General features: G+C 51.5%; 24 protein-coding genes. 23 read left to right on the top strand and 1 reads right to left on the bottom strand.

Features of this window, described 5'->3' with window-relative positions:
- Window positions 1-386 precede the first annotated feature (386 nt).
- The 18 genes from DP119_RS07205 (at window position 387) to DP119_RS07120 (ending at window position 18,500) form a co-directional block, all read left to right on the top strand.
- Complete coding sequence (locus DP119_RS07205; protein WP_112232278.1) at window positions 387-2,945, top strand: vitamin B12-dependent ribonucleotide reductase; 2,559 nt, start codon at window positions 387-389, stop codon at window positions 2,943-2,945.
- 165 nt (window positions 2,946-3,110) lie between these two features.
- Window positions 3,111-3,551, top strand: a complete 441-nt coding sequence (gene aroQ / locus DP119_RS07200) for a type II 3-dehydroquinate dehydratase (RefSeq protein ID WP_112232276.1) — start codon at window positions 3,111-3,113, stop codon at window positions 3,549-3,551.
- A 5-nt stretch (window positions 3,552-3,556) separates the two neighbouring features.
- The gene (locus tag DP119_RS07195; protein ID WP_112232274.1) at window positions 3,557-4,615 is read left to right on the top strand and encodes a M24 family metallopeptidase; all 1,059 of its coding nucleotides are present in this window, start codon (window positions 3,557-3,559) and stop codon (window positions 4,613-4,615) included.
- Between the two features lie 17 nt (window positions 4,616-4,632).
- Window positions 4,633-5,193, top strand: a complete 561-nt coding sequence (gene efp / locus DP119_RS07190; protein WP_112232272.1) for an elongation factor P — start codon at window positions 4,633-4,635, stop codon at window positions 5,191-5,193.
- 124 nt (window positions 5,194-5,317) lie between these two features.
- Window positions 5,318-5,833 (top strand): acetyl-CoA carboxylase biotin carboxyl carrier protein, encoded by a 516-nt coding sequence (accB, locus tag DP119_RS07185; RefSeq protein WP_112232270.1) that lies wholly within the window; start codon window positions 5,318-5,320, stop codon window positions 5,831-5,833.
- Window positions 5,834-5,845: 12 nt separating this feature from the next.
- Window positions 5,846-7,198 (top strand): acetyl-CoA carboxylase biotin carboxylase subunit, encoded by a 1,353-nt coding sequence (gene accC, locus DP119_RS07180; protein WP_112232268.1) that lies wholly within the window; start codon window positions 5,846-5,848, stop codon window positions 7,196-7,198.
- Window positions 7,199-7,212: 14 nt separating this feature from the next.
- Entirely contained in the window at window positions 7,213-7,608 is a 396-nt protein-coding gene (locus DP119_RS07175; RefSeq protein ID WP_058380877.1) for an Asp23/Gls24 family envelope stress response protein, read from the top strand.
- A gap of 165 nt (window positions 7,609-7,773) precedes the next feature.
- Complete coding sequence (gene nusB / locus DP119_RS07170; protein WP_112232663.1) at window positions 7,774-8,163, top strand: transcription antitermination factor NusB; 390 nt, start codon at window positions 7,774-7,776, stop codon at window positions 8,161-8,163.
- Window positions 8,164-8,180: 17 nt separating this feature from the next.
- The gene (gene folD / locus DP119_RS07165; RefSeq protein ID WP_112232266.1) at window positions 8,181-9,056 is read left to right on the top strand and encodes a bifunctional methylenetetrahydrofolate dehydrogenase/methenyltetrahydrofolate cyclohydrolase FolD; all 876 of its coding nucleotides are present in this window, start codon (window positions 8,181-8,183) and stop codon (window positions 9,054-9,056) included.
- A gap of 72 nt (window positions 9,057-9,128) precedes the next feature.
- Complete coding sequence (gene xseA, locus DP119_RS07160; RefSeq protein WP_112232264.1) at window positions 9,129-10,481, top strand: exodeoxyribonuclease VII large subunit; 1,353 nt, start codon at window positions 9,129-9,131, stop codon at window positions 10,479-10,481.
- A complete protein-coding gene (gene xseB, locus DP119_RS07155; RefSeq protein WP_068869076.1) occupies window positions 10,482-10,718 on the top strand; it encodes an exodeoxyribonuclease VII small subunit in 237 nt (78 codons plus the stop codon). It abuts the gene before it with no gap.
- Window positions 10,715-11,593 carry a polyprenyl synthetase family protein gene (locus DP119_RS07150; protein WP_112232262.1) on the top strand — a complete coding sequence of 293 codons (879 nt, stop codon included), beginning with the start codon at window positions 10,715-10,717 and terminating at the stop codon, window positions 11,591-11,593. Before xseB ends, DP119_RS07150 begins: the two co-directional genes overlap by 4 nt.
- A 93-nt stretch (window positions 11,594-11,686) precedes the next feature.
- The gene (gene dxs, locus DP119_RS07145) at window positions 11,687-13,597 is read left to right on the top strand and encodes a 1-deoxy-D-xylulose-5-phosphate synthase (protein WP_112232260.1); all 1,911 of its coding nucleotides are present in this window, start codon (window positions 11,687-11,689) and stop codon (window positions 13,595-13,597) included.
- The gene (locus DP119_RS07140; protein WP_112232258.1) at window positions 13,594-14,439 is read left to right on the top strand and encodes a TlyA family RNA methyltransferase; all 846 of its coding nucleotides are present in this window, start codon (window positions 13,594-13,596) and stop codon (window positions 14,437-14,439) included. Before dxs ends, DP119_RS07140 begins: the two co-directional genes overlap by 4 nt.
- Before the next feature lie 180 nt (window positions 14,440-14,619).
- A complete protein-coding gene (gene ahrC, locus DP119_RS07135; protein ID WP_058380870.1) occupies window positions 14,620-15,069 on the top strand; it encodes a transcriptional regulator AhrC/ArgR in 450 nt (149 codons plus the stop codon).
- A 17-nt stretch (window positions 15,070-15,086) separates the two neighbouring features.
- Window positions 15,087-16,784 (top strand): DNA repair protein RecN, encoded by a 1,698-nt coding sequence (gene recN, locus DP119_RS07130; protein WP_112232256.1) that lies wholly within the window; start codon window positions 15,087-15,089, stop codon window positions 16,782-16,784.
- A gap of 33 nt (window positions 16,785-16,817) precedes the next feature.
- Window positions 16,818-17,570 carry a sporulation transcription factor Spo0A gene (gene spo0A / locus DP119_RS07125; protein ID WP_112232254.1) on the top strand — a complete coding sequence of 251 codons (753 nt, stop codon included), beginning with the start codon at window positions 16,818-16,820 and terminating at the stop codon, window positions 17,568-17,570.
- 198 nt (window positions 17,571-17,768) lie between these two features.
- A complete protein-coding gene (locus DP119_RS07120; RefSeq protein WP_112232252.1) occupies window positions 17,769-18,500 on the top strand; it encodes a glycerophosphodiester phosphodiesterase in 732 nt (243 codons plus the stop codon).
- A gap of 66 nt (window positions 18,501-18,566) precedes the next feature.
- Here DP119_RS07120 and DP119_RS07115 read toward each other — a convergent pair whose 3' ends face one another.
- Window positions 18,567-18,803: a DUF2627 domain-containing protein gene (locus DP119_RS07115; RefSeq protein ID WP_101190263.1), complete on the bottom strand. Its 237-nt coding sequence runs from the start codon at window positions 18,801-18,803 to the stop codon at window positions 18,567-18,569.
- A 128-nt stretch (window positions 18,804-18,931) separates the two neighbouring features.
- Here DP119_RS07115 and DP119_RS07110 point away from each other — a divergent pair, with 128 nt between their 5' ends.
- The 5 genes from DP119_RS07110 (at window position 18,932) to lpdA (ending at window position 25,770) form a co-directional block, all read left to right on the top strand.
- Entirely contained in the window at window positions 18,932-20,974 is a 2,043-nt protein-coding gene (locus DP119_RS07110; RefSeq protein WP_112232250.1) for a sigma-54 interaction domain-containing protein, read from the top strand.
- Between the two features lie 131 nt (window positions 20,975-21,105).
- A complete protein-coding gene (gene yqiS / locus DP119_RS07105) occupies window positions 21,106-22,014 on the top strand; it encodes a phosphate butyryltransferase (protein ID WP_112232248.1) in 909 nt (302 codons plus the stop codon).
- A gap of 91 nt (window positions 22,015-22,105) precedes the next feature.
- Window positions 22,106-23,206, top strand: a complete 1,101-nt coding sequence (locus DP119_RS07100; RefSeq protein ID WP_112232246.1) for a Leu/Phe/Val dehydrogenase — start codon at window positions 22,106-22,108, stop codon at window positions 23,204-23,206.
- Between the two features lie 27 nt (window positions 23,207-23,233).
- The gene (gene buk, locus DP119_RS07095; protein ID WP_112232244.1) at window positions 23,234-24,319 is read left to right on the top strand and encodes a butyrate kinase; all 1,086 of its coding nucleotides are present in this window, start codon (window positions 23,234-23,236) and stop codon (window positions 24,317-24,319) included.
- Between the two features lie 23 nt (window positions 24,320-24,342).
- Entirely contained in the window at window positions 24,343-25,770 is a 1,428-nt protein-coding gene (gene lpdA, locus DP119_RS07090) for a dihydrolipoyl dehydrogenase (RefSeq protein ID WP_112232242.1), read from the top strand.
- Window position 25,771: the final 1 nt, after the last annotated feature.

The following is a 25,771-nucleotide window of genomic DNA, read 5'->3' as shown; positions in this document are numbered from 1 at the left end:
TTCTTGCCCCTTTCTATACTTACCCATTATAAAAGATAAGGTGACGGATATTCAATGGCTATGTTACAGTAATCTGGGCAAATCAGAGGCAATCCTGTGAAGCCGGCCGGCCGGAACCGCACGGCGCCTGCACTTGCAGTTGTCAAGCGGATTGTGCGGGGAATTAAACCGATTTTTGTGCTCAATTATGCGAACGTACGTGTCTTTCGTCTCATTTTGGCGAGAGCCGAAACGCGGAACCCTTGCCATTGCTCGGTTGTCCGGGCAGGCCGATTTTCCATCATAAAAATGTTATTGCGAGTAAGTTTCAATATATAGTATCATGGGAATTGTAATAATACTATATATAGTGTTTACTCCATATAATACAAAGGAGGATTTGTCAAATGGTTTCCGCCACACAATCCGATTATACATTGAACATTGAGTCCCTGAACAAAGACATTGAGGCTTTTCCGCAAGTCCACGCTGTAACGAAGGATATGAAGAAGACGCATAAAGGCGTATCCCGCCTGGTCATGATCGACCGCTATTCCTTCAAGGATACCAGCAAGAAAACATTGAAAGCCGGTGATTTCGTCGTCCTGACAGTCAAAGAGGACCCGAAGTTCCCGGCACGCGGGCTTGGATACATCGTCTCGATCGATCAGGACGCGAACAAAGCGCGCGTATGGATCGAAGAAGATTACCGCAGCGCCATCGACAACCCTGAAGAAGTGGAACAGGGCATCGTGAACCGCCCGATCGATGTCATCGAGAAACCGCTTGAAGTATTCTACGAGCAAATCGCCAAACGCAACGCCAAAGGGCTGTCTGCGGTCGAGAAAACCCCGGAAAAGCAAAGCGAATGGTTCGAGAAATTCTACGAACAGCTCGTCAACTTGAACTTCGTGCCGGCCGGCCGTGTGCTGTACGGTGCAGGCGCTGACACCGATGTCACTTATTTCAACTGCTACGTCATGCCTTTTGTCGCCGATTCGCGCGAAGGCATCTCAGACCATCGCAAGCAAGTGATGGAAATCATGAGCCGCGGAGGCGGTGTCGGGACGAACGGATCGACTCTTCGCCCGCGCAATACGCTTGCAAGAGGCGTAAACGGCAAATCATCCGGTTCCGTTTCATGGTTGGATGACATCGCCAAACTGACGCATTTAGTTGAACAGGGCGGATCGCGCCGAGGTGCACAGATGATCATGCTTGCTGACTGGCATCCGGATATCGTGGAGTTCATCATTTCCAAGATGCAGAATCCGCGTATCCTGCGCTATTTGATCGAAAACACGCAAGACGAAACGATCAAGCGCCTGGCCAACGATAAATTGAAGTTCAAGCCTTTGACGGAACAGGAAGAAGCGATGTACCAAGGCTTGCTTAACTACCGTGCGATTCCTGGCATGGGCGGCTTCAACGAAAAAATCATGCGTGATGCGGAGACGAAGCTGCGCGACGGCGGAACATTCTCGGTGCACAACGAAGAATTCCTGACAGGCGCTAATATTTCCGTTACGCTGACGAAGGATTTCATGGAAGCTGTAGAGCGAGACGCCGATTTCGAACTGCGCTTCCCGGCAGTGGAGACGTATTCGAAAGAAGAGATGGCCGTCTACAACGAAGAATGGCACAAGATCGGCGATGTCCGCGAATGGGAACGCCTCGGCCATAAGGTCCGCACATACCGCGTGATCAAAGCGCGCGAACTGTGGAACTTGATCAATGTGTGCGCGACCTATTCCGCAGAACCGGGCATTTTCTTCATCGACAATGCCAATGAAAAGACAAACGCGACCGCTTACGGCCAAAAAGTCGTAGCGACGAATCCATGCGGTGAACAGCCGCTTGCTCCTTACTCGGTGTGCAACTTGGCAGCGGTCAACCTGGCGCGTTTCGCGGATCCGAAAACGAAGCAAGTCGACTTCGAGGCACTCAAAGAAACGGTGCGCGTTGGTGTCCGCATGCAGGATAACGTAATCGACGCAACCCCTTATTTCCTTGAGGAAAACCGCGTCCAAGCACTCGGCGAACGACGTGTAGGGCTCGGTGTCATGGGACTTGCCGACCTGCTCATCTACTCGGACCGCGAATACGGTTCGCCTGAAGGAAATGAGCTGGTCGATGAAATCTTCAAGACGATCGCGGTCGCAGCATACGAAGCGTCCACTGAGCTCGCTGAAGAACGCGGCAGCTTCCCGTTCCTCGTCGGCGAAACAGATGCAGAAACGGAGAACTTGCGCCGTGCATTTACTGAAACCGGCTTTATGCAAGGGATGCCTGAAGAAATCCGCCAAGCGGTGCTCGATAAAGGGATCCGCAACTCCCATCTATTGACGGTTGCGCCGACAGGATCGACTGGGACGATGGTGGGCGTATCGACAGGCTTGGAACCGTATTATTCCTTCACATATTACCGCAGCGGGCGCCTCGGGAAATTCATCGAAGTGAAAGCGGATATCGTCCGTGAATATTTGAAAAATAACCCGGATGCGGATGAAGACAACTTGCCGCAAGCGTTCATCACGTCAATGGACCTTGCGCCGGAAGCGCATGCAGATGTGCAGTGCATCATCCAGCGCTGGATCGACTCCTCGATCTCGAAAACGGTCAATGCGCCGAAAGGCTATACCGTCGAGCAGGTTGAAGGCGTCTATGAGCGCCTCTACAAAGGCGGTGCCAAAGGCGGCACAGTCTACGTCGACGGCAGCCGTGATTCACAGGTGCTGACTTTGAAAGCTGAAGACAATACATTCGAAGAAGACCACAAGGAAGAAGACACCGGAAAGCGCCCGGTCGTCTTGATCGACACGATCCAGGACTTGCGTTCAACGAATGTCACGATCGGTTCGGAAGTAGGTAATACTTGCCCTGTCTGCCGCAAAGGGACAGTGGAAGAAATGGGCGGTTGCAATACGTGCACGAACTGCGCAGCCCAATTGAAATGCGGACTGTAAAAGGAAATTCCATAAAGCCGGAGGAACACTCTCCAGTGACAAAAAGCGGAAGCCAAAATAGGCTTCCGCTTTTTTTATGTCCCCTCTTAAGCCCGTCTTCTAGCTTGCTGCGAAGTGATCGTATGCTAAAATGGAAAAGGAAAGCCAAGAAAGGGGTGCAGGGGCATGAGAGTCCTGGTGTTGAACGGTCCTAACCTGAACCGTCTCGGAAAACGCGATAAACAAAAGTACGGCAGCTTCACCTTGCAGGAACTCGAGCAAGAGCTGCAGGAATTCGCCGATGGGGAAGGCTTCGAGCTGATCTGTCGCCAGTCCAATCACGAAGGCGAACTGATCGACTGGATCCATGGCGCGGACGATGATGCCGTCTCGGGCATCGTCTTGAATGCCGGTGCCTATACACATACGAGCATCGCCATACGCGACGCCATCGAGTCGATCCAGGTGCCGGTCGTTGAAGTACATATTTCCAATATCCACGGGCGTGAAGGATTCCGCCACCATTCCTATATCGCACCGGTAGCCATCGGACAGATTGCAGGGCTCGGCAAGCATGTCTACAAGCTGGGGCTCCAGGCGCTCTTGCTTCGACAACAGAAAGGATGAAACAGATGAAATTGATGAAACTGCGCGAACAAATGCAAAAGCGGGAACTGGATTCCCTGCTGGTGACAAATCCATACAACCTTCGTTTTATTACAGGCTTCACCGGAACGGCTGGGCTTGCGCTCATCACGCCGAATGATGCTTGGTTCATTACCGACTTCCGCTATACGGAGCAGGCTGGGGAGCAAGTCAAGGAATTCAAAGTGGTCCAGGCGCAAAAAGGCTTGATTGACGAAGTGGCACGCATTGCAGAGGAAGCGGCAGTCGAGCGGCTGGCATTCGAGCAGGATTATATGACCTTTGCGACTTACTCGCAGTATAAGGAAAAATTATCCGCTGCCCTCGAACCAGTCAGCGGCCTGATCGAAAAGCTGCGCATGGTGAAATCGCCGGAAGAACTGGAAGTGCTGAAAGCGGCAGCCAAGATCGCCGACGATGCATTCGAGCATATTTGCACCTATATCAAACCCGGCATGACGGAATTGCAGGTCTCGAACGAATTGGAATTTTATATGCGTTCACAAGGCGCGACTTCTTCTTCGTTCGACATCATCGTCGCATCGGGCTTGCGCTCCGCATTGCCGCACGGCGTCGCGTCCGACAAGAAAATCGAACAAGGCGACCTCATCACGCTCGATTTCGGCGCCTTGTACAATGGCTATGTCTCGGACATCACCCGTACCGTTGCGGTCGGCGAACCATCCGACAAGCTCAAGGAAATCTATCGAGTGGTGCTGGATTCACAAGTGCTGGCGCTCGATAAAATCAAGCCAGGCATGACCGGCATCGAAGCGGATGCCATCGCGCGCGATTACATCAAATCAAAAGGCTACGGGGAAGCGTTCGGGCATTCGACCGGCCACGGCATCGGGCTCGAGGTCCACGAAGGGCCGGGGCTGTCATTCCGCTCGGAAACTGTGCTTGAACCGGGTATGGCTGTCACGGTCGAGCCCGGCATCTATTTGCCGGGGATTGGCGGAGTGCGCATCGAAGATGATATACTGATAACCGAGACGGGGAACGAGCGCTTGACGCATTCTTCGAAAGAGCTTCGCATTTTATAACAAACGGAGGAACTACTATGATTTCAGTAAACGATTTTAAAACAGGCTTGACGATCGAAGTGGATAACGATATTTGGCGCGTGATGGAATTCCAGCACGTCAAACCGGGCAAGGGCGCAGCATTCGTCCGCTCGAAGCTCCGCAACTTGAGAACAGGCGCGGTCAATGAAAAAACATTCCGTGCCGGCGAGAAAGTGGCGAAAGCGCAGATCGACAACCGCAAGATGCAATATTTGTACGCGAATGGCGATATGCATGCATTCATGGATTCGGAAACATACGACCAAATCGAATTGCCGGAAAAAAGCATCGAATATGAGTTGAAATTCCTGCAGGAAAACATGGAAGTGCAAGTTATCCAATACCACGGCGAAGTGCTTGGCGTCGAATTGCCGAATACAGTCGTCCTCGAAGTGGCTGAAACAGACCCAGGCATCAAGGGAGACACGGCAAGCGGCGGTTCAAAACCGGCGATCCTGACTACAGGCCTGTCAGTACAGGTGCCGTTCTTTATCAACCAAGGGGATAAACTAATCATCAATACCACCGATTCTTCGTATGTATCCCGTGCCCAATAAGTAGAAAAGGCCTCTTTTAAGAGGCCTTTTTTAAAAAAGCAGTCTTGCTATTTCAAAATGATTCAAAAAAGTCTAAAATAGGGAAGTAGCTAAAAATAATACATAACAGGGGAGTAGGTATAATATGAAAATCCAGGAAATTCGCGAAATCATCAAATTGGTGGATAATTCCTCCATCAACGAGTTCAGTTATGAATTCGACGGCGTCAAAGTCAAGATGAAGAAAAATGCATCCGGTTCTTCACAACCGGCAGCAGCGGTCCAACCAAAATCGGTTGAAGAACCTGCACAGGCACCTGCGCCAGCAGCTCCAAAACAAGCTGAAACAGTTGAAGTTGCGCCGACAGAACAGCCGGTCCAAACGGAAGCGCCTGAGACAGACAACGCGTCGAACGAAGACTTGCACAAAATCCTATCTCCGATGGTTGGCACGTTCTATCAATCGCCGTCCCCGGAAGAGGATTCATATGTGGCTGTCGGGACGAAAGTTTCTGCAGACCAAGTCGTTTGTATCGTTGAAGCAATGAAGCTCTTTAACGAAATCGAAGCAGAAGTGGATGGGGAAATCGCTGAGATCCTAGTCAAAGATGGCCAGTTGGTCGAATACGGTCAGCCTTTGTTCCTCGTAAAAGCAAACTAAGGGGGGCTGACGATGATGAAAAAAGTATTGATTGCCAACCGCGGGGAGATCGCCGTCCGGATCATCCGTGCTTGCAAAGAGCTCGATATCAAGACCGTAGCGGTTTATTCAGAAGCGGACAAAGAAGCGTTGCATGTTGAACTGGCCGATGAGGCATATTGCATCGGGCCGAAATTATCGAAAGACAGCTACTTGAACTTCTCCAATATCATCAGCGTCGCAAAACTGACAAATTGCGACGGCATCCATCCGGGATATGGTTTCCTGGCTGAAAATGCCAGCTTTGCCGAACTATGCGAAGCGTGCGATATCATGTTCATCGGGCCGACAGCAGCGGCAATCTCGAAAATGGGCACAAAAGACGTGGCCCGCGAAACGATGCGCGAAGCAGGCGTGCCAGTCGTTCCCGGCTCTACCGGAATCGTCGGAAGCGAAGAGGAAGGATTGAAGATCGCCGAGGAAATCGGTTTCCCGGTCATCATCAAAGCGACGGCAGGGGGCGGCGGCAAAGGCATCCGCGTCGCGAGAACGCGCGAAGATTTTGTTAAAGGCTTGAATATGACACAAAAAGAAGCGGCAGCAGCATTCGGCAATCCGGGCGTATATATCGAGAAATTCATCGAGGATTTCCGCCACATCGAGATCCAGGTGCTTGCCGATTCGCATGGCAATGCCATCCACCTCGGCGAACGCGATTGTTCGATCCAGCGCCGCATGCAAAAACTCGTTGAAGAAGCCCCATCTCCGGCATTGTCGGAGGAACTGCGTGCTGAAATGGGTGAAGCGGCCGTAAAAGCGGCACAAGCGGTCAATTACCGCGGTGCCGGGACAGTAGAATTCATCTTTGATGTAGAAAACCAGAAATTCTACTTCATGGAAATGAATACGCGCATCCAAGTCGAACATCCGGTCACTGAAATGATCACGGGCATCGATTTGATCCAGCAGCAATTGAAAGTCGCTTCGGGTGAGACGCTCGCCTTTAAGCAGGAAGACGTGACGTTCAAAGGCTGGTCGATCGAATGCCGCATCAACGCGGAGAATCCGTTGAAGAACTTCATGCCTTCTGCGGGCCGTGTGGATATGTACTTGCCGCCGGGCGGCCTGGGCGTACGGGTCGATTCAGCGATGTATTCAGGCTATACGATCCCGCCTTATTACGATTCAATGGTGGCCAAGCTCATCACGTTCGCGGATACGCGCGAAGAAGCAGTGGCCAAGATGAAACGTGCACTTGATGAATTTGTCGTCGAGGGCGTCTTCACGACCATTCCATTCCATCTTCGCCTCATGGATCACGAGGTGTTCAAATCCGGGGACTTCAATACGAAATTCCTAGAAAAATACGATGTAATGGGCTCCTGAGGAGGAACTATCTAATGGCAGAAAAAGTAATCCCCTATGTAAAAATGAAATCACCCGGTGCACAGGACCTCGGGAACATCGAAGTCGCCTCAGAAGTGCTGGAAATAATCGCCAGCATCGCTGCGACGGATATTGAAGGCGTTGCCAGCATGCGCGGCAATTTCGCTTCAGGTGTCGTTGAGCGCTTGGGCAAAAAAGTCCATGGCAAAGGCATCAAAACCGAGCTGTCGGACGAAGGGCTGGCAATCGATGTCTATTGCGTCATCGACTACGGCGTGTCGATCCCGAACACCGCCAAGAAAATCCAGGAACAAGTCCGCCAGACCTTGGAGACAATGACTTCTTTGCAGACGCAGGAAGTGAATGTGCACATCACCGGTATACATTTCGACAATCCCCAAGTGGACTGATAAGCAGGCTGGCCGGACATGCTCATGCATGTTCCGGCCAGCCTTCTTTTTTATGCTTGCAGTGCGCCTGCGCTGATTTGTTGGAACATTTCAAACTTGGAAGTTCTGCGGGATTACCTGTATAATGGGGGGATAATCAGCTTGAAAAAGGAGACCGGAATTATGATGAAACGACACGAAGCACGGGAAAAGGCGCTTCAGACGCTATTCCAGCTCGATGGAACCGAACTGACAATCGAAGAGGCGATGGAACATGTCATGGAAGGCGAAACCGACCAGTTCTATAAATTGCTTGTCGAAGGCACGAACAGCAAGCAGCAGGAAATCGACGGAAAATTGAAAGGCCATCTTCAAAACTGGTCGCTCGAGCGCCTGCCGAAAGTCGAACGCACCATTCTGCGCATGGCTGTTTTCGAACTTGAATATATGGATGATGCACCAAGCCGGGTCGTCTTGAACGAGGCGATCGAATTGAGCAAAACCTTCGGGGACGATAAATCCAGCCGTTTCGTCAACGGCGTGCTTTCAAAATTCACTGACCAAACTGCGAACTAACCATTGGAGGAATCTACGTGACTGCTGAATTGATTGATGGAAAAGCCGTAAGCCGGAAAATTAAAGAGCGAGTGCAACAACGTGTAGAGAAACTGAAAACAGACGGAATCACCCCGGGCCTATCGGTCATTTTAGTGGGCGATGATTCCGCTTCGCAAACCTATGTCAAAAACAAGAAGAAGACATGTGAATCATTGGGCATGCGTTCGGATCTTCATTTATACCCTGCTTCACTGACCGAGCAGGAACTGCTTGAAAAAATCGATGAATTGAATAACGACCCGGACATCCACGGCATTTTGGTGCAATTGCCGCTTCCTGCCCAGATCGATGAGTTCAAGATCATCACGGCAATCGCTCCCGAAAAGGACGTCGATGGCTTCCACCCGATTTCCGTCGGCAATCTGATGATCGGCAAGGACACCTTTTTGCCGTGTACGCCACACGGGGTGATGGTGCTCCTTGAGCATTACGGCATCGATCCCGCAGGCAAGCATGCGGTTGTCATCGGCCGCAGCAATATCGTCGGCAAGCCGGTCGGCCAACTGCTGCTGCAAAAAGATGCGACCGTGACCTATTGCCACTCGAAAACACCGGACTTGAAAGCGATGACCCGGCAGGCGGATATCATCATCGCCGCGATCGGCCGTGCGAAATTCATCGGGCTCGACCACATCAAGGAAGGCGCAGTCGTCATCGATGTCGGCATGAACCGGGATGAAAACGGGAAATTATGCGGCGACGTCGATTTCGACGCGGTGCGCGAGCGTGCCAGTTACATCACGCCTGTGCCGGGCGGCGTAGGGCCGATGACCATTGCAATGCTGATGGAAAACACATTGCTATCGGCTGAAAAAGGATTATCGAAAGACAAAGCTAGCGAAAGCGTGTAAAATGAATAGCAAATAGGGCTGTTTTTCGAAAGAAAGACAGCTTTTTACTTTCCATAGACAGGGGTTGACATTTTGGCGACCGACCCGTACTTAAGTGTTGCAGCGTTAACGAAATACATAAAAAAGAAATTCGATGCCGACCCTCATTTGCGTGATGTCTACGTAAAAGGGGAGCTGTCGAACGTAAAAATCCATACAAGCGGGCACATCTACTTTACCTTGAAAGACCAGAAAGCACGCATGCCGGCTGTCATGTTCTCAGCGAAGGCGAAATCGATGAAATTCCGACCGGAAAGCGGCATGACCGTCTTGATCCGTGGGGATATCTCTGTATATGAAGCATCGGGACAATACCAATTATATGCCCAGTCGATGCAGCCTGACGGCATCGGCGATTATTATTTGGCTTTCGAGCAATTAAAGGAAAAGCTCAGCAAAGAAGGCTTATTCAATGCTGCGCATAAACAGCAGCTGCCTGAATATCCTGAAAAAGTGGCAGTCATCACGGCGCAGACCGGTGCAGCGGTTCGGGATATCCTCACGACGCTCAAGCGCCGTTACCCGCTTGCGCAGATTGTGCTGTTTCCTACATTGGTGCAAGGCCAAGGAGCCGTCCAGTCGATTGTCCAGTCCATCCAGCAGGCCAACCGCACAGACAGCGATGTCTTGATCGTCGGGCGCGGGGGCGGATCGATCGAAGATCTGTGGGCATTCAACGAAGAAGCGGTGGCACGAGCGATTTATGCATCGGAGATTCCGGTCATCTCAGCGGTCGGCCATGAAACTGATACGACGATCGCTGATTTTGTGGCCGATTTGCGCGCAGCTACCCCGACGGCCGCTGCAGAACTCGCAGTACCGAGCCGCATCGAATTGCTTGAGCGCATCATGGGGCAACGCCAAGTGATGTTCCGGTTCATGTCGAACGATTTGGAGCAGCGCCGCATCCGCCTGACGCAGCTGCAAAATTCCTATCCGATGGCATACCCGGACCGGCTCTACCGGCCATTCATCGAACGCATCGAACGGGCGACGGATGCCCTGCAGCGCGAGACCGTGATGTCGGTAAGGCGTTCAGGAGACCGCCTGGCCATGCTTTCCCGCCAATTGGAAAACCGCAGCCCGGCTGACCGAATCCGCCAGGCCGAGCGCGATCTCGCGGTTCTTGGAGAACGTCTCGACCAGCGCATCACCCATGTCTTCCGGCAACGGGAACAGCAATTGAAATCAGCGATCCGGACGCTGGATGCGCTCAGTCCATTGAAGATCATGGACAGGGGCTATGCGATTCCGTTCAAGGAAGGCGGAGTGGTGAAATCCGTGGATCAGTTGGAGCTTGGCGATAGGCTGAGCCTTTCAATGAAGGACGGAGAAGTCGAGACCGTCATCGAAGCGATCAACCCAAAAGATAAGGAGCGCGACTAAATGGCAGAAAATAACTTGATGTTCAATGACGCAATGGAGCAGTTGGAGGAAATCGTCAAATTGCTCGAACAAGGCGATGTGCCGCTCGAAGAAGCATTGACGCTTTACCAGAAAGGCATGGAGTTATCGAAGCTGTGCCACGATAAATTGAAAAATGCCGAGAACCAGCTGGTGACGATGATGAAGGATGGCAAAGAAGTCCCTGCTGAAATCGAAGGGGAAGGAAATGCGCAATGAACTTAAAACAATTCAGAACCCATTATGAACCGGTTATCCAACAGGAAATGGCAATGCTGATCAGAGGGTTGGCGATTCCCGAATCCCTGAAGGAATCGATGCATTATTCGCTGCAAGCGGGCGGCAAGCGCATCCGGCCGATGCTCGTGCTCGCAACAATGCATGAACAAGGCGCCGCCCATCCGGATTCCTTGAAAGTGGCGGCTGCAATTGAAATGATCCATACATATTCCTTGATCCATGATGATTTGCCGAGCATGGACAATGATGATTTGCGCCGCGGCATGCCGACCAACCATAAAGTGTTCGGGGAAGCTGTCGCCATTTTAGCGGGAGATGCCTTGTTGACCTTGAGCTTCGGCATCTTGTCGCGCTTGGAAGATGTTTCAGCAGAAGACAAAGTGCGTCTCATCGACTTACTGTCGACAGCGGCCGGCGCAGAAGGCATGGTCGGGGGCCAAGTCCTCGATATCGAAGGGGAAGAAAAACAGCTGAGCCTGGAAGAATTGGAGCAAGTCCATGTATTGAAGACCGGCGCTTTGTTGACGTATAGCATCATTTCCGGGGCGATCCTTGCCGGCGCAAGTCCTGGGCAATTGATGGCGCTTTCTACATTCGGCCGCCATTTGGGGCTGGCCTTCCAGATCCAGGATGATATCCTGGATGTCACCGGCACTTCCGAAGAACTCGGGAAAACAGCCGGAAAAGACGAGACGAGCGATAAAAGCACGTATCCCGGTATCCTGACTTTGCCGAAAGCCAAAGAAAAACTGGATCATCACGCACAACAGGCGCTTGCCGCGCTTGCGGAACTTCCTGGAGAGCAGCAATTATTGAAGGAATTGACTGAGCTGATCGTCCAGCGAAAAAGCTGAAAATAGGGCTCTTGTTTGTACATTTGCCCTGTCTTGCTATAATATGGGGAGACAACAATACAGGAAAATATAGAAAAAGGTGTGTGATGGCAAATGGATCTTCATTCGATAACTGGTCCATCTTTCCTTAAAGAGCTGAATCCAGAGCAATTGGAGCTCTTAAGTGAAGATATCCGTCGATTTCTCATAGAAAATCTCTCGAAAACCGGTGGCCATATCGGCCCGAACCTCGGCGTGGTGGAATTGACGATCGCGCTTCACCGTGTATTCGATAGCCCGGACGATAAATTGATTTGGGATGTCGGGCATCAGTCCTATGTCCATAAAATCTTGACGGGGCGTGCGGATCAATTCGAGACATTGCGGAAATTCAAAGGGCTGTGCGGCTTCCCGAAACGCAATGAAAGCGATCACGATGTCTGGGAAACCGGCCATAGTTCGACTTCCTTGTCCGCTGCCATGGGCATGGCGGCCGCTCGGGATATCAAAAAAGATAAAAATTACGTCATCCCGATCATCGGCGACGGCGCGTTGACCGGCGGCATGGCGTTTGAAGCGCTGAACCATATCGGTCATGCCCAGACCGACATGACCGTCATCCTCAATGATAATGAAATGTCGATCGCACCGAATGTCGGGGCGCTCCATAGCGTACTTGGGCGCATGCGGACGGCCGGAAAATACAACAAAGTCAAAGACGACCTGGAATACTTGCTGAAAAAAGTACCGGCCGTCGGCGGCAAGCTCGCTTCAACGGCAGAGCGCGTCAAGGACAGCCTGAAATATCTGGTCGTCTCCGGCATGTTCTTCGAAGAGCTCGGATTCACGTACCTCGGCCCGATCGACGGGCATGACCTCGAGGAACTTGAAGACAACCTGGAATATGCGAAGAAAACGAAAGGCCCTGTCCTGCTTCACGTCATCACGAAAAAAGGCAAAGGCTATTTGCCGGCTGAACAGGATAGAATCGGCACGTGGCATGGAATTGGGCCCTATAAGATGGAAACCGGCGATTTGGTGAAATCTTCATCCACGGCCCCTTCATGGAGCGGGCTGATCGCCGAGACCGCACGCAAACTTGCCCGTACCGATGAGCGCATCGTCGCTATAACACCGGCCATGCCTGTCGGGTCGAAACTGGAAGGCTTTGCCTCTGAGTTCCCTGAGCGCATGTTCGATGTAGGGATCGCCGAACAGCATGCGACCACCATGGCCGCAGGGCTTGCAACGCAAGGCATGAAGCCGTTCCTTGCGATCTACTCGACATTCCTGCAGCGTGCCTACGACCAAGTGGTCCATGATATTTGCCGGCAGAACTTGAATGTCTTCATCGGCATCGACCGTTCCGGCCTCGTCGGGGCGGACGGCGAAACGCATCAAGGCGTTTTCGATATCGCCTTCCTGCGCCATCTCCCGAACATGGTCCTGATGATGCCAAAAGACGAGAACGAAGGGCAGCACATGGTCAAGACGGCGATCGATTACGATGATGGCCCGATTGCATTGCGCTATCCGCGCGGCAATGGCCTCGGTGTCCCAATGGACGATGAACTGAAAGCGATCCCGATCGGCAGCTGGGAAGTGATGGAAAAAGGGGCGGATGCCATCATCCTGACATTCGGCACGACCATCCCGATGGCACTTCATGCAGCTGAGCAATTGCGTGAAGAAGGAATCCAGGCGGAAGTCGTCAACGCGCGCTTCATCAAACCGATGGATGAAGAGATGCTTGCATCGATTTTCGGCCGCAATGTACCGGTCTTGACGATCGAGGAAGCGGTCCTTCAAGGCGGCTTCGGCAGTGCGGTGCTTGAGTATGCGCATGACAACGGCCACGAAGGCGCTGTCATCGACCGTATGGGCATACCGGATCTCTTTGTTGAACACGGTGATGTCGCCGAGTTGATGGATGAAATCCATCTCAATAGCGACGAAGTGGTCAAGAAAGTCAAATCGCGTGTCCGCCAGAATTCGCAGCAGCAGGAGCGGTCGAACGCTCTATGAATAAAGTGAAAAAAGAACGGGTGGATGTCCTGCTGGTTGAGCGGGGCATTTGCGAAACAAGGGAAAAAGCCAAGCGTGCCATCATGGCGGGAGTGATTTTCTCGGGCAGCGAACGCCTCGAGAAACCCGGCGAAAAAATCCCTGAAGATGCGCCGCTTGAAAAAAAGGGCAATGATTTGCGCTATGTCAGCCGCGGCGGCTTGAAACTGGAAAAAGCGCTTGCTGAATTCGATGTTACGGTGGAAGGCAAAATGATGCTCGACATCGGCTCATCGACCGGCGGCTTTACCGATTGCGCATTGCAAAACGGCGCGCGCCATGGCTACGCACTCGATGTCGGCTATAACCAACTGGCCTGGAAAATCCGCCAGGACCCGCGCGTCACCGTCATGGAACGCACCAATTTCCGGCATTCAAAGCCTGAAGATTTCGGGGAAGGCTTGCCGGAAGTGGCGACGATCGACGTCTCCTTCATCTCGCTGCGCATCATCCTGCCGGTACTGAAGACCATTCTGGTGCCAGGCGGCGACTGTATAGCTCTCGTTAAGCCGCAGTTTGAAGCGGGGCGCGAGAAAGTCGGCAAAAAAGGCATTGTCCGCGATCCGAAAGTGCATCAGGAAGTGCTGCAAAAAGTGGCAGCCTATGCCGTCGATTGCGGTTTTGAAGTAAAGGCGATGACCCATTCGCCGATCACCGGGGGCGAAGGCAATATCGAGTTTTTGTTCCATCTTGTCTCCAACGAGCAGGCGGGGAAAAGTGATTTGCCGGATGCGCATTCGATTGCACAAGTGGTCGAGAATGCCCATTCCGCATTCAAGGAAAAAAACACGTCGCCATCTTAATTAAAAGGACAGGGGAGTTCCTTCCCTGTCCTTTTTTCTGCTTTGCCGCTGAAAATGAGTGAAGCTTGGCGATAAGGGGTAAATAGTTCTGGCACGGGCAGGATGTTTTCTTGTCTTCAAAGCGGTTTAGAGTTACGATATAAAGTATATGGAATAATTATTCACTCAAGGGGGAGCACCATGAATAAAGGACAACGTCATATCAAAATCCGCGACTTGATCTCAAATCGCGAAATCGAAACGCAAGATGATTTGGTCGACTTATTGAAAGCTGCGGGCTATGAAGTGACGCAAGCGACCGTATCCCGTGATATAAAGGAACTTCATTTAGTGAAAGTCCCTTTGCAGGACGGCCGCTACAAATACAGTTTGCCGGCAGACCAGCGCTTCAACCCGATGCAGAAACTGCACCGTGCGCTCACTGACGCATTCGTCAGCATCGATGGGGCCAGCCATTTCTTGGTCATGAAAACCTTGCCGGGCAATGCCCATGCCATCGGTTCCTTGATCGACCATTTGGATTGGGAGGAAATTCTGGGGACGATCTGCGGGGATGATACATGTTTGATCATCTGCCGGGATGTGGAACATCGCGAAGTGCTGAAACAGCGCTTGATCGAAATGCTTTAATAAAGAGGTGGATGTATATGCTGCGAGAATTGGATATACGCAATTTTGCGATTATCGATACATTATCGGTCAGTTTTACAGAAGGCATGACAGTTCTGACAGGAGAGACCGGTGCCGGTAAATCGATCATCATCGATGCCGTGCATTTACTGGCCGGAGGGCGCGGAAGCCAGGAGTTCATTCGTCACGGGGCCCAAAAGGCTGAAATCGAAGGCTTGTTCCACATCGAAAGCGAAAAGCATCCGGTCCATAAAAAACTGGAGGATTTCGGCATCCAGGCGAGCGATGGCGATGTTCTTTTGCGCCGCGAGCTGAACGGCAAAGGCAAGAACGTTTGCCGCATCAACGGCAAACTTGTGACCATTTCCATTTTGCGCGAAGTGGGGGCCGCATTGATCGACATCCACGGACAGCACGAAACGCAGGAATTGATGGATGAAAAGCAGCACCTCCATCTATTGGATCAATTTGCGGGGAAACTTCTGACAAAAGCGAAAGAAAGCTATAGCCACACATTCGAAAAATACACGAAATTGAAACGTGAATTCGCCAGCTATAACGAAAACGAGCAGCAGATTGCACAGCGCATCGACTTACTGACATTCCAATTACGTGAAATCGAAGATGCCCAGCTCGTGCCGGGAGAAGAAGAAACTTTACTGGAAGAACGCAAACGGCTGCAGAATTTCACCAAAATCTTCGAGTCGATTTCACAAGCCCATGAAGCGATTCAAGGGGAGTCGAAAGGGCTGGATTGGGTCGGCAACGCGATGAGCGAACTTGAACATGCCGCAGCGGTCGATGAGCAGTTCCAGGAAGCCTCGGAGTCGGTCGCAGGGGCATTCTATCAGCTCCAGGACACGTCAACCGAAATCAAGCGCATACTGGACCAGCTGGAATTCGACCCGGAACGGCTCAATGAAATCGAACAGCGCTTGGCGTTATTGCAGTCCTTGAAGCGCAAATACGGCGCCTCGGTCGAAGACATCCTATTGTACCAGGAAGAGCAAGCGGACGAACTCGACAAATTGCTCAACCGCGACCAGCGCCTGCGGCTAGACCAGGAGAAACTGAAGGAATTGACCGAGGACTTGCGCATCGAGGCGGAAGAACTGACCATGCTCAGAAAGCAGGCGGCAGCCAAATTGGCGAAAGCGATCATGGAGCAGTTGAAGGAGCTCCACATGGGCAAAGCTTCATTTGAAGTCCAATTCAATCTGCTGCCGAAAGGCAAATTCGACCGTTTCGGGCAGGACAGCATCGCATTCCATATTTCGACGAATGTCGGGGAGCCTTTGAAGCCGCTGACGAAAGTCGCCTCAGGCGGTGAATTGTCACGCATGATGCTCGCGCTCAAGACCATCTTTTCCAAGCACCAGGGCATCACATCGATCATTTTCGATGAAGTCGATACAGGAGTCAGCGGGCGCGTGGCACAGGCGATCGCAGAAAAAATCGCCGCCATCGCACGCCATTCCCAGGTGCTGTGCATTTCCCATCTGCCGCAAGTCGCTGCGATGGCGGACCAGCATCTGTTCATCGAGAAAAAAGTATCGAAAGACCGCACGACCACATCGGTGAAGGAATTGGCTGGGCGCAAGCGCACTGAAGAAATGAGCCGCATGCTGTCGGGGGCGGAAATCACCGAGTTGACCTTACAGCATGCCGATGAATTGCTGACTTTGGCGAGGGACCGGAAGCTGTTGATGAAATAAAGGTCCGGAGCTTGTATTTTAGGAGAGAAAAATATGGAGAAAATAAAAATCGCCATTGCCGATGATAACCGTGAGCTTGTCGAATTGATGACCGAATTCCTTGATTCACAGCCGAACATGGAAGTGGTGGGCGTTGCCTACGATGGCAGGGAATGCATCGGCATTCTGGAACAGACCGATGCGGACATCTTGCTGCTCGACATCATCATGCCGTATCTCGATGGCATTGCGGTGCTCGATGTGCTGCGATCCGATGAGCGCTTGAGTAAAATCCATGTCATCATGCTGTCTGCATTCGGCCAGGAGTCGATCATGAGCCAAGCTGCTGACTACGGAGCTTCGTATTTCATCATGAAACCGTTCGAGACCGAGCGGCTGGTCGTCCAGATCAACCATATCATGAAAAATGGGGACCAGCCGGCGAAAAGCGGCATGGTGACAAAAGACGAAGCCATCACATCGAGGCTGAAAGATATCGGCGTGCCGCCGCATTTAAAAGGCTATATGTATTTGAAAGCGGCTGTATCGATCGTCGTGGATGAACCTTCTGCACTTGGAAAAGTGACGAAAGAGCTGTATCCGAAGATCGCTTTGAAGTTCGATACGACGGCGGCACGGGTCGAAAGGTCGATCCGCCATGCCATCGAACAAGTGTGGGTGCGCAGTGAATCTGTCGCGCATATCGCCACCGTGTTCGGCTATAGCGAATCGCATCTGCAATCAAAGCCGTCCAATTCAGAATTCATCGCCATGATCGTCGACAGCCTCGGCACCACTGAACCATAATACGCATGGACCGGCTCCTGTGAGGGGGCCGGTTTTTTTTTGCGCGGCAGTGCCCCTTAAAGAAATGTATTAAACTACATAAGGGAATATAAAAAATAAAAAATCGCCCACAAGCAAGCCCAACACTTGCAGCCAATTAATGAAGTGATAAAATAAATGATTAAAGTTGGGTCCTATCCAAAAAAAGGGGAGGAAACTATGTCTGAAATCGAAATCTATGCGCATCGCGGTGCATCTGGGCATGCCCTTGAAAATACATGGCAAGCATTCGAATTGGCGCATCAAATACAAGTGGGCATCGAGTTGGATGTCCAGATGACGCGGGACGGCATAGCAATCGTCTACCATGACGATCAATTAAAACGCCTGGCGAGGACGCAGGAGGATATTTATAGTATGCCGTATGAATCCCTGAAGTCGCTGTCGATCCGGAAAAGGTTCAGGCGCTTCGGGCGCCATTCAATTCCACTGGCATATGAAGTGATTGACTGGGCGAAAAAGAAAAACATTCCATTGAATATCGAATTGAAGTCCTCTGTCGCAAAGCATCCCGACGGCCCTGAAATTATCGCGGCTTTGCTTGAAGGGGTAGACAATATCCATCTCTCATCATTCGATGCTGAGCTTCTTGCGAGGATGAAACGCTTGCTGCCGAGTATTGAAATAGCGTGGATATTGAAACGGGCCTCCCAGTGGAACGGGCTCGAGGATTACCATTGGCTCGACAGTTTCCATTTCCACAAAAGGTTCCATAAACCCAAATGGCTAGAACCGATTGCGGAGATGGGCAAGGCGGTTCGGCTTTATGGGGTATCGGGGAATGAACGTTTTCTCCGCACACTCCATCCTTCGGTCAAAGGCATCATCACCGATTATCCTGCACGCGCAAAAGTTATGCGGCCGCAGGGTACAATGGAATTGCAGCGCTAAAGACAAAAAACCAGCCAGGAACGATTGTTCCTGGCTGGTTTTTTTGTGTTCATTGCAAAGGCCCATTTATCGCTTCTGGAACCGTTCAGACACATTGCCTTTTTTCCGGTCACGATTCAACAGGAATCCAGCGAAGAAGCCGATGCCGATCACTGTAAAGAGCGTCCCGAGTGTAAACTGCATCCACAGAGCGGGATACGGTTCGAGCAATTTATTGAAAAGGGTATCCCGCATTAATTTGATGCCATAAGCGGCCATGACGCCGGGAATGAGCAAAATGATAAATGCAATCAATCGTCCCATCTATTCCACATCCTTCATGTTCCATTGTTTCCAATCCGCTTAAAGTTGTCAAGAATTGTCCCCTGCGGTAGGCTAGAAATATATGTGCAGTACATTGCATGAATCGTGACAGAAAGGTTTGAAGAAAATTGCAAAATGTAATCATTATCGGCGGCGGGATCGGCGGATCTGCAATTTTGAAGCTGCTCGTCGAATCCGGATGGTTCCATGTAGAAGGAGTTGCTGACATCGACGGGGCAGCTCCGGCTCTACAGGAAGCTGGAAAATTCAATATTTCCACTGCTACGGATTACCGGGAATTGCCGAAAGCGGTCGATATCGTCTTCAACGTGACAGGCGACGACGAATTGACGCAGCGCTTGCGCCGTTTCTATCCGCCCCGCACCGTCATTATCCCAGGGAGCGTCGCCAATGTTTTTGTACGCCTGATGGATGAGAAAGAGCATTATATCAACCGGCTGAGCAACGAGAGCCATAAGGGATCGATCATTTTCAATTCAATCGACGAAGGCATGGTCGGCATCGATCTCGACAACCATATTAATTTCATCAATCGCAGCGCTGCACGCATGCTTTCGGTCAAGCAGGATGAAGCGATCGGCCGGCATATCCATGAATTGATTTCGATGAGTGAATTGCCGAGGATCATCGAGACAGGCAGGACGGAATTGAACCGGGAGCTTGAACTGAAAGACGGATCGAAAATCGTCACGAGCCGTTTCCCGATGATCGATGAAACCGGCGAATTGATCGGTGCCTTCGCGGTGTTCAAGGATATTACGGAAGTGGTTTCACTCGCCGAGGAAATCACTGACCTGAAAGAAATCCAGACGATGCTCCAAGCGATCATCCAATCCAGCGACGATGCCATTTCAGTTGTGGACGAAAAAGGCATCGGCTTGCTTGTCAATCCGGCCTATACAAGAATCACCGGCCTTGAAATGGAGCAAGTCATCGGCCGCCCGGCATCTGCGGACATCTCAGAAGGAGAGAGCATGCATTTCAAAGCCTTGCAGACCCGAAAGCCTGTGCGTGGCGTCAATTTAAAAGTCGGCCCAGCCAAACGGGAAGTCATCGTCAATGTTGCGCCGATCATCGTCGATAACCAGTTAAAGGGAAGTGTCGGGGTCATCCATGACACCACCGAAATCCGTTCGCTCATGAAGGAACTGGACCGTGCGAGAAGCATCATCCGCACGCTTGAGTCGAAATACACTTTCGATGACATCATCGGTTTGTCACCTGAGATGCAATTGTCGCTGCAGCAAGCAAAACTTGCCGCACAAACGCTTGTGACCGTGCTGCTACGCGGAGAGTCGGGCACGGGCAAGGAATTGTTCGCGCACGCCATCCACAGTGCCAGCGAACGCCAGTTCAATAAGTTCGTCCGCGTCAATTGTGCGGCCGTATCGAGTGAGCAATTGGATGCCGAATTGTTCGGTTACGAAGAAGGTGCGACGCTTGAGAGCCGGACAGGTGCAAAACGGGGCTTGCTGGAGGAAGCGAACAACGGCAGCATTTTCCTGGATGAAATCGGGGAATTGTCTCCCCAGATCCAAAGCAAATTGCTGCGCGTCTTGCAGGAACATGAAACGATGCGGATCGGCGGGACCAAACCGATCCCGGTCAATGTCCGTGTCATCGCTTCGACCAATGCCAATATGGAAAAGGCGCTGCTTGACGGGACCTTCCGTGAAGACCTGTATTACCGGTTGAACCGCATGCCGATCTTGATCCCCCCGCTGCGCAGCAGGAAACAGGACATTCCGCGCATCGTGGATCGCTTGTTGCTGAAGCTCAACCAGGAATACGGCCGGAATGTGGAAAGTGTATCGGAAAAAGCACTGCAATTTTTGAAGATGTACGATTGGCCTGGCAATGTGCGTGAACTGGAAAATATCTTAAGCCGTTCAATGATTTTCATGCAGATGAACGACAAAGTCATGACAGAAGACCATATCCCCTTGAATATGCTGAAAGCGGCAGAAGCGAAGAATGAAGTGGTCATCCCGGCATCGGCGCCATTGCAGGAACAGCTCGAAACGGTCGAACGTGGGATTTTACACCGTGCACTGGAAGAGGCGAAAGGAAATAAGTCGAAAACGGCAAAACAGCTCCAGATTTCCTTGCGTACTTTATACTATAAATTGGAAAAATTCGGACTACTATAAGGTTTTGCAACTCTCTGCAAGGTTTTGCAATAATTTGCAAAGAGAACTGCCGTATTTTGCAAATAAAACGCTTACATCCCTTATATCTCAAGCTTTCTTCTGTTTTAATAAAAAGGAATGAGGTGATAGAGATGACCACTTTGCAGAACATCGTCGATGGAATCGACTTGCAGGATGAGCACGCAGTCGCGGTGGCAGCAGCTGCTGACCACGCGGTTTTGGAAGCCGTTTCATTGGCGCTCGATCAAAATCTGGCAAGCTTTCATCTATACGATGACGAAGCGACATTGAAGCAATTGATCGCAGATGATTTCCCCCATTTGAAGGGCCATCCGAAACTTTCGATCCATCACGTGAACGGGCCTCAGCAAGCGGCAAAAGAAGCAGTGCGGGCTGTCTTCATGAATGACGCCAGCGTCTTGATGAAAGGGCATATCCCCACCGCAACACTGATGAAAGCGGCACTCAACGCAGATTACGGGCTCCGCACAGGATCGGTGTTATCCCATGTGGCGGCTTTTGAAGTCGAAGGCTATGACCGGCTCATATTCGTTACCGATGCCGGCATGAACATCCAACCATCGCTTCAGGAAAAGGCACAGATCATCCGCAATGCCGTCCAGGTTGCGCAGTCGAGCGGCGTCAATTTACCGATTGTAGCGGCGCTTGCGGCGGTCGAGGTCGTCAATCCCGCCATGCAGGCAACTTTGGATGCTGCAGCGCTGGCCGCCATGAACAAGCGCGGGCAGATTACGGATTGTATCGTTGATGGCCCACTGGCCCTGGACAACGCCATCTCCGTGGAAGCGGCAAAGCATAAACGCATTGAAGGGGACACAGCGGGGCATGCAGACATCTTGCTGGTACCGAACATCGAAGCCGGCAATATCCTCTATAAATCACTTGTCTACTTTTCCAGAGCCAAAGTCGGCGGCATCATTGCAGGCGCAAAAGCGCCGATCGTCTTGACATCGCGCGCCGACAGTGCAGAAAGCAAATTATTCTCTCTCGCTTTAGCCTTGCGCTCAGCGACTTTATAAAGAGCAGCTTCAATTCAAGGGAATCCTTGAAGGATGGCGGCCTCTAACTTAGTAAGCAATAGAAACCATAAACCACTAGGAGGAATTTACGATGGAAATTTTCAAAAAGATGGAAGAACACGATTACGAGCAATTGGTATTTTGCCAAGATAAAAACTCTGGGCTTAAAGCCATCATCTGCATCCACGATACGACTCTTGGGCCAGCTCTTGGCGGCACACGCATGTGGAACTATGAAACTGAAGAAGAAGCGATTGAAGACGCGATCCGCCTAGGGCGCGGCATGACTTACAAAAACGCAGCAGCCGGCCTTAACCTCGGCGGCGGTAAAACCGTTATCATCGGCGATCCGCTGAAAGACAAAAATGAAGAAATGTTCCGCGCTTTCGGCCGTTTCATCCAAGGCTTGAACGGCCGTTACATCACGGCTGAAGATGTGGGTACGACTGTAGCCGATATGGATATGATCCACGAAGAAACAGATTTCGTCACGGGCATCTCGCCGGCATTCGGTTCATCAGGCAATCCATCGCCTGTCACTGCTTACGGCGCATACATCGGCATGAAAGCTGCTGCGATGGAAGCTTACGGCGACGATTCACTTGAAGGCAAAACAGTGGCAGTGCAAGGCGTCGGTAACGTCGCTTACCCGCTGTGCGAGTATTTGCACAAAGAAGGCGCGAAATTGATCGTCACGGACATCAACAAAGAAGCCGTACAGCGTGCAGTGGATGCATTCGGCGCAACTGCTGTCGAGCCGGGCGAAATCTACTCGCAAGATGCGGACATCTTTGCACCTTGCGCAATGGGGGCAATCATCAACGATGAGACGATTCCTCAATTGAAGGTGAAAGTGGTCGCAGGATCTGCCAACAACCAATTGAAAGAAGAACGCCACGGCGATGAGCTTGAAGCACGCGGCATCGTTTACGCACCGGATTTCGTTATCAACTCAGGCGGCGTCATCAACGTAGCGGATGAGCTTTACGGCTACAACAACGAACGCGCCATGAAACGCGTTGAAACGATCTACGACAGCATCACGCGCATCTTCGAAATCGCTAAACGCGACGGAATCCCAAGCTATATCGCTGCTGAGCGCATGGCTGAAGAGCGCATCGAACGCGTCCGTAATTCCAGAAGCCAATTCCTGCGCAGCGGCCACGGCCACGATATCTTGAGCAGACGCTAACCAGAAGGAAGAAATGGAGGAATCGATGTGCAAAAACAGCTGAATCGAATTCTGGTCATTAACCCCGGCTCAACTTCGACAAAGATCGGCGTTTTTGACAACGATGTCCAGATCCTTGAAAAAACAATCCGCCACTCAACAGAAGAGCTGGCGGATTTCCCTGCCATTATTGACCAGTTCCAATTCAGGAAACAAAACATATTGGAAGCGCTGGATGAAGAAGGCATGAACGTCTCGAAACTTTCTGCCGTATGCGGAAGGGGCGGCTTGTTGCGGCCGATCGAAGGCGGCACTTACGCTGTCAATGAAGCGATGCTGGAGGATTTGCGTGAGGGCTATTCAGGCCAGCACGCCTCCAATCTCGGCGGCATCATCGCCCATGAAATTGCCGAAGGGCTGAACATCCCGGCATTTATCGTCGATCCTGTGGTTGTCGATGAATTGTCGCCTGTGGCGCGCGTTTCGGGATTTTCATTGATTGAACGAAAATCGATTTTCCATGCCCTGAACCAAAAGGCAGTCGCGAGACGCTATGCCAAAGAAACAGGGCGCGCTTATCAAGACCTTCGCCTCATTGTCACACATATGGGCGGCGGCATCACGGTCGGCGTCCATGAAGGCGGCAAAGTCGTCGACGTCAATAATGGCTTGCACGGCGATGGCCCTTTCAGCCCGGAGCGGGCAGGCACCGTGCCTGCAGGTGATTTGGTCGAACTGTGCTTTTCCGGCCAATATTACCGCCACGAAATCATGAAAAAATTAGTCGGGCAAGGCGGTTTGGTCGGTTATCTCGGGACAAATGACGCCGTGACCGTCGAAAAACGCATCCAAAAAGGCGATAAGGAAGCATCCTTGATATACGATGCGATGGCTTATCAAGTCGCCAAGGAAATCGGTTCTGCTAGTGCCGTATTAAAAGGGCAAGTCGATGCCATCATCTTGACGGGCGGCTTGGCTTATGGCAAAGATTTCGTTAAATCGATTTCAGACCGGATTTCCTGGATTGCCGATGTCGTGGTCCAACCCGGTGAAAATGAATTGCAAGCGCTCGCAGAAGGCGCCAGCCGGGTCCTCGACGGCGAAGAACAAGCTCGAATCTATCCAAACGGTTAATCATTCCAAAGGAGGAATACCCAATGGCTCAAAATTACGATGTCGTCATTCTAGGCGGCGGTACGGGCGGCTATGTAGCGGCAATCCGCTCTGCCCAGCTCGGACTCAAAACTGCGATTGTCGAAAAAGGCAACCTGGGCGGCACATGCCTGCATCAAGGCTGCATCCCGAGTAAAGCACTGCTCCGCAGTGCGGAAGTATACGCAACGACAAAAAACCATGCCGCTGATTTTGGGGTCAACACCGGCGAAGTATCACTCGATTTCTCGCGCGTCCAACAGCGCAAACAAGGGATTGTCGACCAATTGCATGCTGGTGTGCAAGGTTTGATGAAAAAAGGCAAGATCGATGTCTATGAAGGTATCGGCCGCATTCTCGGGCCGTCGATCTTCTCGCCGAACCCTGGAACGATTTCCGTCGAGATGAACAACGGGGAAGAAAATGAAATGCTTATCCCGAACAACGTCATCATCGCCACCGGTTCACGCCCGCGGACATTGCCGGGGCTTGAAATCGACGGGGAATTCGTCATGAGCTCGGATGAAGCGCTCGCCATGAGCGAACTGCCGAAATCCATTCTGATTGTCGGAGGCGGCGTCATCGGAATCGAGTGGGCCTCTATGCTCAACGATTTTGGCGTCGAGGTGACGGTCCTTGAATACGCAGACCGCATCATCCCGACCGAAGACAAAGACATTTCCAAAGAAATGCAAAAATTATTAAAGAAAAAAGGCGTTAAATTCGCGACAAGCGCGAAAGTCCTGCCGGAAACAATCGAAAAGGGCGATGGCCAAGTGGCGATCCAAGCAGAGATCAACGGCAGCAACGAAACCTTCACTGCAGAAAAGATGCTGGTTTCAGTCGGGCGCCAAGCGAATGTCGAAAATATCGGGATCGAAAACACGGACATCCTTGTGGAGAATGGCTTTATCCAGGTCAAGAATACGTTCCAGACAAAAGAATCCCATATTTACGCAATCGGTGATGTTATCGGGGGCATGCAGCTGGCTCACGTGGCTTCACATGAAGGCATTACAGCCGTGGAGCATATTAAAGGCAACGCCCCGCATGCCATCAATTACGATTTGGTCTCCCGCTGCATCTACTCCAATCCGGAAGCGGCAAGTGTCGGGATTACGGAAGACCAAGCGAAAGAGCAAGGCTATGATGTGAAAACAGGGAAATTCTCATTCAAGGCAATTGGCAAAGCGCTGGTTTACGGAGAATCGGATGGTTTCGTGAAAATCATTGCGGACAAAGAAACGAACGATATCCTCGGCGTCCATATGATCGGGCCGCATGTGACGGACATGATCTCAGAAGCCGGACTTGCCATGGTACTCGACGCAACCCCTTGGGAAATTGCAGATACGATCCACCCGCACCCGACACTTTCAGAGGTCATGGGCGAAGCAGCTTTAGCGGTAGACGGCAAAGCGATCCATAGTTAAA

The organism is Planococcus maitriensis (assembly GCF_003289925.1).
Lineage (GTDB): Bacteria > Bacillota > Bacilli > Bacillales_A > Planococcaceae > Planococcus > Planococcus maitriensis.
Note: the sequence above shows the minus strand (reverse complement) of the source record. Positions and strands in the feature narration are given on the sequence as shown.